The 14,331-nt window shown below is 60.3% G+C and carries 15 protein-coding genes; 11 read left to right on the top strand and 4 right to left on the bottom strand.

Features of this window, described 5'->3' with window-relative positions; translation table 11 throughout:
- The first annotated feature begins 158 nt into the window (after positions 1 to 158).
- The 4 genes from ACK59H_RS09025 to ACK59H_RS09010 all read left to right on the top strand — a co-directional run bounded on the left by ACK59H_RS09025 (position 159) and on the right by ACK59H_RS09010 (position 3,286).
- A complete protein-coding gene (locus ACK59H_RS09025) occupies positions 159 to 869 on the top strand; it encodes a histidine phosphatase family protein (protein WP_060479922.1) in 711 nt (236 codons plus the stop codon).
- Between the two features lie 55 nt (positions 870 to 924).
- Complete coding sequence (locus ACK59H_RS09020) at positions 925 to 1,242, top strand: SCP2 sterol-binding domain-containing protein (protein ID WP_060479923.1); 318 nt, start codon at positions 925 to 927, stop codon at positions 1,240 to 1,242.
- Between the two features lie 185 nt (positions 1,243 to 1,427).
- Positions 1,428 to 2,495 (top strand): phosphotransferase family protein, encoded by a 1,068-nt coding sequence (locus ACK59H_RS09015; RefSeq protein ID WP_060479924.1) that lies wholly within the window; start codon positions 1,428 to 1,430, stop codon positions 2,493 to 2,495.
- A gap of 23 nt (positions 2,496 to 2,518) precedes the next feature.
- Complete coding sequence (locus ACK59H_RS09010; RefSeq protein WP_060479930.1) at positions 2,519 to 3,286, top strand: SDR family oxidoreductase; 768 nt, start codon at positions 2,519 to 2,521, stop codon at positions 3,284 to 3,286.
- Positions 3,287 to 3,337: 51 nt separating this feature from the next.
- Here ACK59H_RS09010 and ACK59H_RS09005 read toward each other — a convergent pair whose 3' ends face one another.
- Positions 3,338 to 3,688, bottom strand: a complete 351-nt coding sequence (locus tag ACK59H_RS09005; protein ID WP_060479925.1) for a hypothetical protein — start codon at positions 3,686 to 3,688, stop codon at positions 3,338 to 3,340.
- Between the two features lie 103 nt (positions 3,689 to 3,791).
- Here ACK59H_RS09005 and ACK59H_RS09000 point away from each other — a divergent pair, with 103 nt between their 5' ends.
- The 5 genes from ACK59H_RS09000 to ACK59H_RS08980 all read left to right on the top strand — a co-directional run bounded on the left by ACK59H_RS09000 (position 3,792) and on the right by ACK59H_RS08980 (position 8,811).
- Positions 3,792 to 4,085 (top strand): RcnB family protein, encoded by a 294-nt coding sequence (locus tag ACK59H_RS09000; RefSeq protein WP_060479926.1) that lies wholly within the window; start codon positions 3,792 to 3,794, stop codon positions 4,083 to 4,085.
- Positions 4,086 to 4,260: 175 nt separating this feature from the next.
- Entirely contained in the window at positions 4,261 to 4,413 is a 153-nt protein-coding gene (locus tag ACK59H_RS08995; protein ID WP_155500305.1) for a hypothetical protein, read from the top strand.
- Positions 4,414 to 4,481: 68 nt separating this feature from the next.
- The gene (locus ACK59H_RS08990) at positions 4,482 to 4,874 is read left to right on the top strand and encodes a glycine zipper domain-containing protein (protein WP_081016693.1); all 393 of its coding nucleotides are present in this window, start codon (positions 4,482 to 4,484) and stop codon (positions 4,872 to 4,874) included.
- 545 nt (positions 4,875 to 5,419) lie between these two features.
- A complete protein-coding gene (locus tag ACK59H_RS08985) occupies positions 5,420 to 7,249 on the top strand; it encodes an SLC13 family permease (protein WP_060477969.1) in 1,830 nt (609 codons plus the stop codon).
- 137 nt (positions 7,250 to 7,386) lie between these two features.
- Positions 7,387 to 8,811 carry a GGDEF domain-containing protein gene (locus tag ACK59H_RS08980; RefSeq protein ID WP_060477970.1) on the top strand — a complete coding sequence of 475 codons (1,425 nt, stop codon included), beginning with the start codon at positions 7,387 to 7,389 and terminating at the stop codon, positions 8,809 to 8,811.
- A gap of 1 nt (position 8,812) precedes the next feature.
- Here ACK59H_RS08980 and ACK59H_RS08975 read toward each other — a convergent pair whose 3' ends face one another.
- The gene (locus ACK59H_RS08975; RefSeq protein WP_060478035.1) at positions 8,813 to 9,571 is read right to left on the bottom strand and encodes a TSUP family transporter; all 759 of its coding nucleotides are present in this window, start codon (positions 9,569 to 9,571) and stop codon (positions 8,813 to 8,815) included.
- Between the two features lie 99 nt (positions 9,572 to 9,670).
- On the opposite strand from ACK59H_RS08975, the gene ACK59H_RS08970 reads away from it, so the two are divergent.
- A complete protein-coding gene (locus ACK59H_RS08970; protein ID WP_409264406.1) occupies positions 9,671 to 10,591 on the top strand; it encodes a LysR substrate-binding domain-containing protein in 921 nt (306 codons plus the stop codon).
- Positions 10,592 to 10,707: 116 nt separating this feature from the next.
- On the opposite strand, the gene ACK59H_RS08965 is transcribed toward ACK59H_RS08970, so the two are convergent.
- Positions 10,708 to 10,902 (bottom strand): hypothetical protein, encoded by a 195-nt coding sequence (locus ACK59H_RS08965; protein WP_060477972.1) that lies wholly within the window; start codon positions 10,900 to 10,902, stop codon positions 10,708 to 10,710.
- Between the two features lie 498 nt (positions 10,903 to 11,400).
- Between ACK59H_RS08965 and ACK59H_RS08960 the strand changes: the two genes are divergently transcribed.
- Positions 11,401 to 13,314, top strand: coding sequence for a tyrosine-protein phosphatase (locus ACK59H_RS08960; protein WP_060478036.1), 1,914 nt, complete (start codon positions 11,401 to 11,403; stop codon positions 13,312 to 13,314).
- 31 nt (positions 13,315 to 13,345) lie between these two features.
- Here the strand turns inward: ACK59H_RS08960 and ACK59H_RS08955 are convergent, their stop codons facing one another.
- Positions 13,346 to 14,314 carry a helix-turn-helix transcriptional regulator gene (locus ACK59H_RS08955; RefSeq protein WP_371326768.1) on the bottom strand — a complete coding sequence of 323 codons (969 nt, stop codon included), beginning with the start codon at positions 14,312 to 14,314 and terminating at the stop codon, positions 13,346 to 13,348.
- Between the last annotated feature and the right edge of the window lie 17 nt (positions 14,315 to 14,331).

Here is a 14,331-nt window from a genome sequence, read left to right as displayed (position 1 = left end):
CTCTTGCAAGCATACCGTTGAGCCCCTGCCATCGCCAGCTGATGGTAAACGTCAGCAACACAGTTCAAACAACCTTTTCAAACGCTTGTATGTTTTTTCGTTGACAGCCTCTCTAGCGCATCCTAACCTCGCAGCAACCTTCAACGCCGGATACACCAGTGGGCAATCTTTACCTGATCCGACACGGCCAGGCTTCCTTCGGTGCAGATGACTACGACGTCCTCTCGCCTGTGGGCGTGCGCCAGAGCCAGGCTTTGGGTGAACACCTCGGCCAAGTCGGGTTGCGCCTGGATCGTTGCATTGCCGGTAGCCTGCGGCGCCAGCAGGACACCGCCCGGCATGCGGTGCAGGCGCTGAGCACCTTTGGCGGCCCAGTCCCAAACATTGAGACCGACCCGGCCTTCAACGAGTTCGACGCCGACGGCGTGATTCGTGTCCTGCTGCCAGGCCTGCTACTTGAAGAGCCACACGCCGGTGAAGTACTGCGTAATGCTGCGCAGCACCGCAGCGAGTTCCAGCGCCTATTCGCGCTCATGGTCCAGCGTTGGCACGCTGGTGATCACAGCGATGGCGAGCTGGAGACCTGGCAGGCCTTCATCGGCCGGGTCGAAGGCGGCTTGCAGCGGGTGCTAAGCACCGCAGGCAGCGGCGACAACATTGCCGTCTTCACCTCCGGTGGCACCATCGCCGCTCTGCTACACCTGATAACCCGGATCACTCCCAGCCAGGCCTTTGCGCTGAACTGGCAGATCATCAACACGTCACTGAGCCAGCTGAAGTTCCGCGGCCGTGACGTGGCACTGGCTTCCTTCAACAGCCAAGCACATGTGCTGCTGTTGAGGGCGCCGGAGCTCATCACCTACCGTTGAGCCCGGCTTGTTTGTCCCTGCGGGGATGCGAATATCACTCTATAAGGAATGCACCATGACCTCCGTAGCTGATGCCGTGAAAAAGATGCAAGAGAAGTTCAACCCGTCCGCTGCTGCCGGCCTGGACTTGGTGTACGGCTTCAACATCACTGACGAAAACAAGCACTACGCGCTGATCATCAAGGATGGCACGTGCGACCTGCAGGAAGGCGAGAACCCAGACGCCAATTGCACGCTGGTAATGGACAGCGAGACTCTCAAGGGGATCGTAAGCGGTGAAACGGACGGCATGCAGGCGTTCATGGGTGGCAAGCTGCGCGTTGAAGGCGACATGATGCTGTCGATGAAACTCAGCGAGCTGTTCCCTGCCTGAACGGGTGCTTTACTGCTCCCTATGAAAACCGAAGCCTGAGCGGCTTCGGTTTTTTTATGCCCAGCATTCGGTGCGGTGATCGCTCAGCAACACGCTGGCCTATAGGGTACATGGCACGCTTGTTCCAATGCTGCCAGGCCATTAGATTAACCAATAGTCCTTGCGCCAGAAAATAAGGAAAACGCATGACCCTCACCGATCAGTCCACCCAGGTACGTCCCGGCGAAGAAGTCGACGCAGCGGTCATAGACCCTTATTTGAAAAGCCACATTCCGGGCCTTGAGGGTACACCACGCATCAGTCAGTTTCCTGGTGGTGCGTCCAACCTCACCTATTTGGTCAGTTACCCAAGCCGTGAATTCGTACTGCGCCGCCCCCCTTTCGGCCAAAAAGCCAAATCGGCCCACGATATGGGCCGCGAGTTTCGCATCCTCAACCAACTCAACAGCGGCTTCCCTTACTGCCCCAAGGCCTATGCCCACTGCACCGACAATTCGTTGATCGGCAGTGAGTTCTACGTCATGGAGCGGGTGGAAGGCGTAATTCTGCGTTCAGACATTCCCCCGGAGCTCGGGTTGGACGCCAAACGAACCGAGGCTTTGTGCAAAAGCTTCATCGATCGCTTGGTCGAGTTGCACCAGGTGGACTATCGCGCCTGTGGTCTGCAAGACCTGGGCAAGCCACAGGGCTATGTACAGCGCCAGATCGAGGGCTGGACCAGCCGCTACGAAAAAGCCATGACTGCGGATGCGCCGCGCTGGGAAAAAGTGATCAACTGGCTCCAGGATAAAATGCCTGCCGACCACCCACGCCCAGGCATCGTGCACAACGACTACCGCTTCGACAACGTGATCCTCGACGCCAATAACCCCATGCGCATCATCGGCGTGCTCGACTGGGAAATGGCTACCCTAGGCGACCCCCTGATGGATCTGGGCAACAGCTTGGCCTACTGGATCGAAGCCGGGGACCCTGCGCCTGTGCAGCTGATGCGCCGCCAACCCAGCAACGCGCCCGGCATGCTCACTCGGCGCCAGTTCGTCGATTACTACGCTGAGCGCGCTGGTATCCGCCTGGACAATTTCGATTATTACTACTGCTATGGCCTGTTCCGCCTGGCCGGTATCGTTCAGCAAATCTATTACCGCTACCACCACGGCCAGACCCAGGACAAACGCTTCGCCCAGTTCATTCACATGAACCGGCTGCTGGAGCAGATGAGCCTGCAAGTCATCGGCACATCCCCGCTTTGATGCCAGACAACAAGGAAACCAGCATGCCCAAGACTTCACTGTTCGACCTCGACGGCAAGATCGCCTTCGTCTCCGGTGCCAGCCGTGGTATCGGCGAAGCCATTGCCCATTTGCTGGCTCAGCAGGGTGCCCACGTGATCGTTTCCAGTCGCAAACTGGAGGGCTGCCAGCAGGTGGCCGACGCCATTATCGCCGCAGGCGGGAAGGCAACCCCCATCGCTTGCCACATCGGTGAAATGGATCAGATACAGCAAGTGTTTGCCGGCATTGGCGAACAGTTCGGGCGACTGGATATTCTCGTCAACAATGCTGCGACCAACCCGCAGTTCTGCAACGTGCTCGACACGGACCCGAATGCGTTTCAAAAAACCGTCGATGTGAATATTCGTGGCTATTTCTTCATGTCGGTAGAAGCCGGCAAGCTGATGCGCAAGCACGGTGGTGGCAGCATCATCAACGTGGCCTCGATCAACGGCGTTACGCCCGGCTTGTTCCAGGGCATCTACTCGGTGACCAAGGCAGCAGTGATCAACATGACCAAGGTGTTTGCCAAGGAGTGCGCGCAATTTGGCATTCGCTGCAACGCCCTGCTGCCAGGGCTGACCGACACCAAGTTCGCCTCCGCGCTGGTGAAGAACGATGCCATCCTCAACAGCGCACTGCAGCAGATTCCACTCAAGCGCGTTGCGGACCCCAAGGAAATGGCCGGGGCGGTGCTGTATTTGGCCAGCGACGCCTCCAGCTATACCACAGGTACTGCGCTGAATGTCGACGGGGGTTTCCTGTCCTGATGGGCAATGGCCACGTCACGGCGACCCGCGACGTGGCCCACAGCGCAAACGTTACAAGCAGGTCGCCGCCGCCGCTCGACGCTGCAAGGCCATGCTGTCATTTTTTTGCGCGAAGTAATCCACCCGCGTGCCGCCAGCCTGCGGATATACATCGACGAACGACTCAGCTTCGCGGGTATAAACAGTCAAACCGCCCTGCTTGCGCGGCTGCAGGTAACCTCCAGCGTCATCGCCGAATACCTCCTCCTTCTGCCAACTGAACTGAATGCACTGAGCCACCAGCTCCGGCGCCTTCTGCGAATCGAGCCGAGCCACAGGTTTGCCGGCGCGCGCCGCATCCATGGTCGCGCTCGCGCAACCGACCAATACCAGCGCCGCAGCCAACGGCAGAATTGCTCGCATGTTCCATCCTCGGGGCAAAAAAAAGAAAGCGACTCTAGCATTGCAAAGGAATTGTCCCAAGCAGGCCGCTGTCGCAGATAGTAACCGAACAAAGGAGAGCTCCATGCAATTCAAACATCTTCTACCCGCCCTGTTGATTGCCAGCTTGCCCGTAGTGAGCTTCGCTGCCCCTTCGGCAGAAGAGAGCGTCAAGGCGCCTGAAACCCACAACCGCGAACTGAAGGTCGGAGATAAAGCGCCAGACCAGTACAAGCGCGATGAAAACGCCATCACCAACTGGAAAGCCAAAGGCCTGCCCGCTCCAGAGAAAGAAAGCCACTGGGTACGCATGGGTGACCATTACGTGCTGATCCAGATCACCAATGGCGTGGTGCTGGCGATCCACCCCGCTTCCTAAGGTTGCCCAAACGCAGCCTCAACGCCGTGCAAGCATGCCTCTCATCGCTCGCACGGCATTTTTTTGCACGCCCTGGAAACCAATTGGATCGATCCCAGTCTCAGTAGGTGTCCCGTAAACCTATGCAGATCAAGGACCTATAAACCGATGACCCGCTTCGCAAGCTGTTCGCTGATTGCTGCCTTTCTGCTTTTGTCAGGTTGCTATCACCACCACCATCGTGATGACGGCGGCTGGCGCGATGACGACCGCGGCCATCGCCACCATCATCGGCATGACCGCGACGATGACGATCGCCAATGGCGCGGCGGCCGTTACTGATGTTTGATCGTTTTGCCTGCCGCGGCGCCCAACATTTGCGGCATCTCCACCTGCCATTGCTTTGAGGTTCCAATCATGCGTCTGACTCTGCCTTCCATTGCCTTGGGCCTGCTGTTGTGCCAAAGCGCTTTCGCCGGTGACGGTACCAGCGCCATTGGCGGAGGCCTGGGCGGCGTTCTGGGCAACGTTGTCGGCCAGCAACTTGGCGGGCGCACCGGCGCAGCCATAGGCGCCGGTGTTGGCGGCGCTGCAGGGAGTGCTGTGGCTGCCAAGAAAAGCAATCGAACCCAAGCGGCAATTGGCGGCGGGCTCGGTTCGGCAGGCGGGTCGCTGCTGGGCGGGGCGGTCGGCGGCTCTACCGGCTCTACCGTCGGTGCGGGCCTTGGGGGTGCAGCCGGGGGAGCCCTGGGGAACCACTTGGGTGACGAGGGTGGCAGAAAAAAGCACCGCCATCACCGTCGTCACTGAATGACACCAAGCATCAGGGCCGCTAGTCGCGTAATGCTGTTCACTTAAGCATTAGAGCCCAGGCTTGCGGTCGAAAAATCCGATACCAGTGATCTGGTGTCGGATTTTTTTGGGGTTCATTTTGAGCCTTTTTGCGCCTGCGAGATCGAGCGCCGCCCGCGCGGCGCATCGCGAGCTTTGCTCGCTCCTACGTTTGTTTCGGGCCAATTGATCCTGTGGAATCTGCGCGCGGACGCCTTGGTGCATGGCGCGAGATAGCGTCGTACTAACCAGGCGGTCGCGCGCACCTGCCACAGGCGTTACTGGCCCGAAACAAACGTAGGAGCGAGCAAAGCTCGCGATGCGCCGCGCGGGCGGCGCTCGATCTGCGCTCCAACGAAGAGCTCACGCCGAGCCTCTAGGCTTGAGTGAACAGCATTACGCTAGTTGCGGCCCTTTTCATCACGCCCAATGACGCCCACCCTGCAGTACATCAACACCTCTTCACAACAAGCTGCCACACTGACTGCCTTGCGTGCCACTTGAGTGAAGGAACACCCTGCCCTATGAACCAGGAACTGCTCTGGGTCCTCGGCCTGCTGGCCATTGTCGTAACGCTCTTCATCATCAACCGCCCTCGCATGGACGTCGTTGCCCTGTTGGTGATCCTCGCCCTCCCCTTGACGGGCATCCTCACCATCGAACAGGCCCTGGCAGGCTTCAGCGACCCCAATGTGGTACTCATTGCCGCGCTTTTCGTGATAGGCGAGGGGTTGGTGCGCACTGGCATCGCCTACCGCATTGGTGAATGGATGAGCGAGCGGGCCGGTAACAGCGAGGCCCGCCTCTTGGTCCTGTTGATGATCTCGGTGGCTGGGCTGGGCTCGGTGATGAGCTCGACCGGTGTGGTGGCGATCTTCATCCCGGTGGTGCTGAGTATCGCCGCGCGCCTGAAGATTTCCCCTGGTCGATTGATGATGCCGCTGAGCTTTGCCGGGCTGATCAGCGGGATGCTCAGCCTCGTCGCCACACCGCCGAACGTTGTGGTGCATAGCGAGTTGATACGCCATGGCGCAGCGGGGTTCAGCTTCTTCAGTTTCACGCCGTTCGGGCTGGTAGTGTTGCTGCTGGGAATTGCCTACATGCTACTGACCCGCCACTGGCTCAATGGCGAAGTGCGCAAGGACGGTCGGGTGGAGAGCCGCCGTACGTTGCTCGACCTGGTACTCGACTACAAACTCAATGGCCGCGAACGACGCCTGCGTATCCGCCCACACTCGCCCCTGATCGGCCACACGCTCGGGGAACTGGAGTTGCGAACACGCCACGGCGCCAACGTGATCGGCATCGAACGCCAACACAAGTTCACCACCCGGGTGATCGCCGCCGATTCGGCCACGGTGTTGCAACAGGGCGACGTGCTGCTACTGGACCTGTTCGCCAACCACGACAATCTACGCAGCCTGTGCCAGACCATGCAGTTGGAGCCACTGCATTTCAAAGCGGCTTACTTCATAGATCAATCCCAAGAGCTGGGCATGGCCGAAGTGTCGCTGCCCCCAGGCTCGCAATTGATCGGCAAGACAATCCTGGGGCTAACCTTTCGCAGCCGCTACGGCCTCAACGTGGTGGGCCTGCGCCGCGAACAAGCGGCGATCGAAGCGCAGTTGGTGGAAGAGAAGTTGCGCATGGGCGACACGCTGCTGGTGGTCGGACCATGGAAGGCCGTGCGCCAGTTGCAAGGCCAGCCCAAGGACTTTCTGGTGTTGAGCCTGCCCGCCGAAATCGACCAGGTGGCGCCAGCCCGCGCCCGAGCACCTTACGCCCTGCTGAGCCTGGCTGTGATGGTCGGGCTCATGGTCAGCGGCGTCGTACCCAATGTCATTGCCGCGTTGATCGGCTGTTTGCTGATGGGCGCCGGGCGATGCATCGACATGAACAGTGCCTACCGCGCCATTCATTGGCAGAGCCTGGTGCTGATCGTTGGCATGCTGCCATTTGCACAGGCGCTTCAAAAAACGGGCGGTATCGACTTGGCGGTCAGTGGGCTAGTCCACCTGCTAGGCGGGGCCGGGCCGCTGGCGATGTTGGCCTGCCTATTCTTGGTGACGGCGGTCATCGGCCTGTTCATTTCCAATACCGCCACCGCCGTGCTGATGGCGCCGGTTGCGATCAGCACGGCCACGCAACTGGGCATGTCACCTTATCCGTTCGCGATGACCGTGGCTTTGGCGGCATCGGCAGCGTTCATGACCCCCGTGTCATCGCCGGTCAACACCTTGGTGCTTGGGCCCGGCCAGTATCGCTTTGGCGACTTCGTGAAAATCGGCGTACCCTTCACGCTGTTGGTGATGCTGGTGACGGTGATCATGGTGCCCTGGTTTTTCGGCCTTTAGGTGGTCTGGCGAACGTCGATGGACAGCAGGCACCCACCTACGCCTTTTGGCACATTGACATCAAGCGCCCCAAGCCAACACACTGACACGCCAATACCCCAGGTGCTTAATGTCGCTGTCCTGGATTTCGTTTCCGCTTGTCGGTCGAGCCTATGGTTGTTCCAGCACACTTGCGCTTTCTGTCGCCCCTGGCCCTGTTCGGGCTCTCCCTCGCCCTAAGCCTGGCAGGCATTCTGGCTCGACCGATCGAATCGTTGTCGCTGTTCTGGCCGGTCAATGCAGTACTGGCTGGCGTGCTTTTGCGCTACCCACGCCTGGCCAGCCCTGTGGGCTTAGCTTTGGTATGGGTAGCGATGGTCGCGGCGGACCTTGTGTGCGGCAGTGCCTGGGGGCCAGCGCTGTGGTTCAACCTGTGCAATTTTGCAGTGATAGTAACCGTCTGGTGGTTGCTATCGCGCCCGCCACGCGCACATCGGCGAATGCGCACGCCCCATGGGGTGCTCAGTGTGTTCGGCGCCTGTGCGGCTGGCGCGGTGATGGCCGCCAGCCTTGCCTGTGTGATGGCCACGCCATGGTTTGAGCAATCACTACGAGCCACTTGGCTTGCCTGGTTCAGCGAACAGTTCTCGACTGGCGTTCTGGTGCTGCCGATCCTGCTCACCGCGCCCTCGGCCCGAGCCTTGTTACGCAGCGGCGCCAAGCCAATCCGCCTTGCTCCACTGTTATTGCTGCTGGCCTCGCTGGGATTGAGTATCGCGTTCGGCGGGCCAGGCGCCATCGCTTTTCCGATTGCCGCATTGCTCTGGTGTGCCTGGACCTACTCACCCTTCATGGTGTCGTTGCTGACACTCACCGCAGGCAGCACACTGATCGTGGCCGTGGCGCAGAACCTCATGCACTTCAGCGTGCCGCAAAGCGAGCCAGGGGTAACCACCTTGATGTCGGCTCGCCTGGGCATTGCCATGCTGGTCCTAGGGCCGCTGGTGGTGGCCTGCGTCAGCCAGGCCAACCGCAGCTTGCTGGCGCGCCTGGCACATCAGGCGACAATCGATCACCTCACCGGCCTGCTCAGCCGCAGCGCGTTCAGCCACCGCGCCAATTTCTTGCTCGACAGCCGCCAGCAGCATTCCCAATGGCTGCCGTTGACCTTGATGATGCTTGACATCGATCACTTCAAGTCGATCAACGACAGTCACGGCCACGCCGTGGGTGACCAAGCGCTACGCCTGGTCGCGCGCACGCTGCAGGATCAGCTGAACGCTGATGCACTGCTGGCCCGCCTGGGGGGCGAAGAATTCGTGGTGGTGCTGCCTGGGCTGGCGCCGCAGCAGGCCATATTCACCGCCGAACGCTTACGCCGGGCGGTGCAGGACCTGCAGCTGGCCCAAGGCAATGCCCGCTTGCAGGTCACCGTCAGCATCGGCCTTGCAGGCTGCACCCCAGAGCAACCGGCGCCCACCCTGGACGAGTTGCTGGCCCGTGCCGATCAGGCGCTCTATCGTGCCAAGGCGCAGGGCCGCAACCGTGTCGAGCAGGAACAGGTGCAGCGCCAGGTGATCTGAGTCAGTTCAGCAGGTCCCAGGACAGCTTGGCGATCAACACGCACAGCAATACCAGGAACAACACCCGCACGAACCCTGCCCCTTTGCGCACAGCCAACCAGGTACCGGTCAATGCGCCGAGGATGTTGCACACTGCCATCGGCAGGGCAATGGCATACAGAACATTGCCCGAAGGCACGAAAAATACCAGAGCGGCCAGATTGGTAGCGATGTTGACGACCTTCGCCGAGGCCGAGGCGTGCAGGAAATCAAGCGCGAAGAAACGGATGAACAGGAAGATCAGGAAACTACCCGTACCAGGCCCGAACAGGCCGTCGTAAAAACCAATCGCCCCGCCAATCACTACAGCCAGGCACTGCTCACGCCGGCCGATCTTCGCGGGCTTGTGCAGAGTGCCGAAGTCCTTCTTGCAAAACGTGTATATCGCCATCAGCACGATCAGTACCAGCACCGCAGGGCGCATCAAGCTGGGGGGCACCAGGGAAACCGTAGCCGCCCCGGCGAACGACATGACGAAGGCACTCAGCGCCGCTGGCACGATCAGGCCCCAGTCCAAGGTCACCTTGCGGATGAATGAGCGTGCGGCGAAGGCCGTACCGCACACCGAAGCCAGCTTGTTGCTACCCAGCAAAGCTGCAGGTTGCGCTGAGGGCAGTACATTGAACAGCGCCGGAATCTGTATCAACCCGCCACCCCCGACGGCAGCATCGATCAGTCCGGCCGCGAACGCGAACAAGGAAAGTACGGCAATATCCATGATGATACGGTTCCTGGCAGTGAAAGCAGGCTGCAAGGCTAACCAAAACGGCGTCCCTGTGTTGAAATGCCATGTTGCGAAAACTGCAATCAGGAGCCCTCAATGGCATTGGACATGCTGCGCGAAATCCAGGCGTTCGTCAGTGTCGCGCACAAGCGTAGTTTCGTTGCAGCCGCACGTGCCTTAGGCCGCTCACCCAGCGCGGTGACTCGCGCTGTGCAAACTCTGGAGGATAACAGCGGGTGTAAGCTGCTCAACCGCAACGCTAGCGCCGTTACCCTCACCGAAGCCGGGGAGCGGTTACTGCCCCACGCAGAGCGCTTGCTGGATGTGCAACGCGATGCCGCAGAGGAATTGGCCGCCCTTAGCGGTAGCGCCGAGGGCTGGATGCGCTTCGCCGCGCCCCAACTGCTGGGTGAGCACGTGTTGCCTGGCGTACTGGCCCGGTTCAGCCAGCGGCATCCGCGGGTCACCCTCGATGTGCACTACAGCGATGCGGCAATGGACCCGTTACAGGGCAAGTTCGATTTCGTGATCCGTGGCGCCTTCCCCCAATCGAGCGAACTGGTTGGCTACCCGTTATGGCGATACCGCCGCCATCTGTATGCCAGCCCCACCTATGTCGCGCGTGCTGGCATGCCCGAGCAACCGGAACAGTTGCAGGCGCATGCGTTGATCTTGCATACCGCACCACGCATCCTCAAAGCCTGGCACTTTTGCCGCGATGACCAGATCATCAGCCTGCGCCCTCACCCGCGTCTGCGTTTGGGGACCGGTGACGCGGTCTACCACAGCGCATTGGCCGGCGCCGGCATTGCACGCCTGGCAGACTGGGTGGCAGAAACCCAGGTCAAGGCTGGCCGCCTGGTGCGGGTATGCCCAGATTACCGGCTGACCTCAAGCAACGGACAGGACCCGCAGATGCACGCCGTTTATCCTTCGGGCGAGTTGCCCGCCCGAGTGCGCGAACTGCTGCACGCTTTACGCAAAGCTGGGGAAGGTGCCCCCGATCGAAAGGATTAAGCGCTGTTCAAATTCTGCTCAATTTAACAGAGGCCTGAGGAAATCTGGCTTTCAGAATGTTATCCACAGACCTACCCACGTTTTTTGTGGACAGATTTCCTCGCGCAATGAAGGACTTATCGCACGTGTAACAGAGCAGCATTCGCCGCCTTAACCATCTCGATCCATTCCTGCGCGCTGATCATCCCAGTGCGCTCCAGAGCCTCGGCACACCGCAGTGCCTGATCGTACTGATCTTCATCGAGGAAACCTTCGCTCAGATAACGGCTGCGCCACTCCAGCATTGGCGAAGTGGTTTTTTTGCATTCCATCGATGTTCTGACTCCCGAGGCAAAATACCAGGTCGCGACCACGACCCATTCTGACGCAGCGCAGACTACACGAGGCTTTTGCAGGAGAGAACGGTATCCACCTACCATTAGTCAGCTTGGGAGGTGCTTGGCCCATCGATGCAGGTTAGATGGGCCGGCGGGGCTGAGCGGCTTAGCCGGGCGGGATGGTACCGAGCAAACCAACCAGCAGGGTCAGCAACAGAAAGCCACTTAGAAATAGCGCAAGCTTGCCCATTTGAACCTCTTCAGTGTGGTGGAGCAGATGAAACTATTGTCTGCTCCAGGCTGATACGGTTACAGATGCAGGTTACTTGAAAAAAAGCAGATCAGATGTTCCTAGGCCTGATCCTGGCAGACAGATCGCGAGTCTATAGGCCAGAACGCGCAGCCATCGAGGCTGCACAGCAACTTGTCACATTGAGCTTCATCTCGCCCACCCACAGTAGCCCGCTCAACCATCCCACTGAGGCTACTATCGTGTTGCAACGCCTGTTCTGCCCGTTTTCACTGCTGACCCTGGCCGTTTCAGCCGCCCATGCCGCCAGCCCGCTGGATACACCCCGCCTGGTCGGCATGGACAATTTTCGAGACATAGCCGGCGGCACCAGCGCCTACGCCACAAGCCACGACGGCACCCTGCGCGGCGCGGTGTTTTATCGCTCCAACGCCCTGACCCCAACAGCTGACGACCTCGCCACGCTCGACGGCTTGGGCATCGAGCATGTCTTCGATCTGCGCACACCCAGTGAAATCGCCAGCACACCCGACACCCTGCCTGCGGGCGCGAGATACACCAACATCGATATCATCGGCAACACCAGTTCCGGCTCGAATATCGTCGACATGTCGTTCACCAGCGCTGCCCAGGCGCTGGCCATGATGCAGCAGACCAACCGCGCCTTCGTCAACGACGCCGGCATGCGCCGGCAATTCAGCGTGCTGTTCAACGAACTGGCCAGCGCCGAGGGTGCCACGCTGTTTCACTGCACCGCTGGCAAGGACCGCACTGGGTGGGCCGCCGCCGTGCTGCTGAGCATCGCCGGTGTCGACGATGCAACCATCATGAGTAACTACCTGGCAACAAACGACTACACCGCTGAACGTGTGAAAGCGACACTGGCCAGTATGCCGTCAGGCATGGCCCAGATTTACGCACCGCTGTTGGGGGTTGAGGCAAGTTACCTGCAAGCGGGCCTCGATGAAGTCGCAAATACCTACGCCAGCATGGACAACTACTTGAAACAGGGCCTGGGGCTGTCGCAAGCAACCATCTATGTGCTGCGAGGCAAGATGGTGCGCTACAGCATGCTGCCAGGCGAAGCCGGCCTGAGGGGCAACGCCGCCGCCGGCGCGCAACTGCTGCGTCAGTTGCAGGACAGCTCGTTGTCAGGCACCTACAGCGCCTACAACTATTACCTGCAGTCCGCGATCGATGCGGGAACACTGGGCGGCGTCGAATCGTCGGTAGGGGGTCAAGTGCATGCCGATGCCGCCAGCTACCTGCTGCGCCAGGGCTCTATGATTGAGCGAGCCGCCGCGCCCTTTACCGACGCCAGCGACCTCAAGATTGGCCAGTCGCGCCTTTGGAGTACTGCGCTGGTTGGCTACCTGGGCACCGAGCGTTCCGCCCAAGCTGCCAGCAGCAACGAACACAGCCGAGGCACGATGATTGGCATGACTCAGCGCTTTTCCGAGCAGCTTGGGGGCCATGCCGGTTTTGGCTACAGCCAGGGGACCATCGGCTCTGCCGGCGGCGAGGCTGACAGCGATCTGACATTTGTTAGCCTGGGTGCGCGCTTTGCACCCAATGGCTTGGATCACGGTCTGTTCATCGATGCCGATGCCAGCGCTGGCTGGCTCGATTACACGAGTAAACGCGAGATTGGTGACGGCCTGGGGACGGCCAAGGGCAACACCCACGGCACGCTAACGGGCGCCAGCCTGGCGCTGGGGTATCGCCTGCCGTTTGGCGGCCTTGTTCTGGAACCAAGCCTTGGCCTACGGGGCAGCCGCTTGCAGCTCAACGGATTTGCCGAGCGAGGCAGCGACCTTGCCATGCAGGTGAACGACGTGAAGCAAACCAGCAGCACCGCCGTCACCCGCCTCAAAGCGTCCTTTGCACCAATGGCCCTGGGAGGCTGGCAGTTACTGCCAGGGGTGGAGTTGGGTTACGCGCATGCCTTGGGCGGCCACAAGCTCGAAAGCGAAAGCCGTTTGCAGGGCCTGGCGGTCGCACAGCGGGCGGCCTTTGCCAACCGCGATCAATTCACTGGCGCGCTCGAGCTGGTAGCGAAACAAGGCGCGATGAGCATCGGGGCAGATATTGCCGCCATAGGCGGCGGGAACAGCCGAGGTGTCAGTGGCAACCTAAAAGCCAGCTACGCCTTCTGACGCTTGAACGGGGCCACGGTGTGGCCCCAGCCTAGCGGCGCCGAACCATTGCCGGCGTGACACCGAATGCCTGCTGGAAGTATCGGGCAAACCGTCCGGCATTGCTGAAGCCATGTTGCAGAGCAACCTGCGCCACCGACCCACCCTCGCCACGTGCCAGCACTTCACGCGCCTGCTCCAGCCGCACCTGACGCTGAAACTCTATGATCGAAACGCCGGCAAAACGCCGAAAGCCATCCTGCAGAGCTCGCAGGCTGACATTGGCCAGTGTCGCCAATTCACTGCCGCTAAGCTGTTGAGCGGGGTGCTCGCGCAGGTAAGCCATTGCCCGTTTCACGTGCCGAGGCGCGATCGCCGGCACAGGCCTGCTCATCGCCTGGCTGTAGTTGTGGGGCCAGGTTTCGAGCAACGCATCGACCAACATTTCTTTCAAGCGCGCCGGTAGCAGCACACCAGTGTTGATCAAAGGGTCGAACTGCGTTCCGGTGGCGAACGACAGCAATGCACTGACGCTTTTAAACGCCGGCTTGTTCAGTTCGACCTGATCTGCGAAACGAATCGGGGTGGACAGAGGCCGATCAAGCAGCGTCGACAGGCGCTGAGTCACTGCGCTGCGACAAATCGACAAACCGCAGTGAGCGTGGCCTTCGCCGATGCGTATTGAGCGAATGTCCAGCTTGTCCACTGCCAGGCCCACCTGACCCGTGCCAATCGATTGGCTCCGGTGATCGAAGATGATCTTGCCCGCTGTGGGTAGCACGAAGGTTATTTCGTCCTGAGGCGCCGGCAACCTGATGGTGAAGTCACCTTTGTACTGCATGCGCCGCACACTCAAGCCATCGAACCGCCCGTAGACGCCAGCGATGCAGATGCCTTCGCCCAGCGGTTGCATATCGGCGTAGAGGTTCCCGTAGAGCCGCATGAATAGCGCGGCGAACTCATCGCTGGACATGTCACTGGAGCGCAGCAGAAACGGCTTGCCAGTCGCGCCGAAATTCACAGGGCCGCCTACCTTAT

It is taken from the genome of Pseudomonas sp. KCJK9000, from assembly GCF_046230725.1.
In the GTDB taxonomy this organism is placed as follows: Bacteria; Pseudomonadota; Gammaproteobacteria; order Pseudomonadales; family Pseudomonadaceae; genus Aquipseudomonas; species Aquipseudomonas promysalinigenes.
The sequence above is the reverse complement of the archived record's forward strand: the minus strand, read 5'-3'. Positions and strand labels throughout refer to the sequence as shown.